We start from the raw sequence: 442 nt of genomic DNA on the forward strand, positions 1-442 counted from the left end.
GACCTTGTCGCCTTCGTTGCCGGTGCCTGGCGTACCGGTACCCGGCTCGTCAGTCACAATAGTGGTGACGGTGCCGTCACCCAGGGTCAGCTTCTCGAAGTTATCTGCGCCAGTAACGCCTTCGAGTTTGTTGACGATCGAAGGCTGGCCGCCAACGTAGACGTCATCCGGCGCATGGATGGTGATAGTGCCGGTGGCGCTGCCCGCTGGAACGGTAACTTTTGTGCCGTCCGAGAGCGTGAAGACCAGACCATTGTGGCCTTTGACATCCAAGCCCTGAGCGTTGGTCAGTGTCACGGTGTAAGTGATCTCGCCGCCTTCGCTGACAGTAGTCTTGTCGGCAGTCAGGGTCGCGATGACTTCACTTTCGGTATCGGCGATCTGAACGGTGGCCGAGCCGCCGAGCTCCAGGTTCTCGAAGGTTTTGCCTGGAACACTGGCG

General features: G+C 59.5%; 1 protein-coding gene. It reads right to left on the reverse strand.

The features are described 5' to 3' along the window. Nucleotides 1–442 (reverse strand): immunoglobulin-like domain-containing protein (locus tag IAE40_RS25570; protein ID WP_200604070.1); only part of this gene is annotated, 442 nt, incomplete at both ends.

This window comes from Pseudomonas sp. S44 (genome assembly GCF_016624805.1).
In the GTDB taxonomy this organism is placed as follows: Bacteria; Pseudomonadota; Gammaproteobacteria; order Pseudomonadales; family Pseudomonadaceae; genus Aquipseudomonas; species Aquipseudomonas machongensis.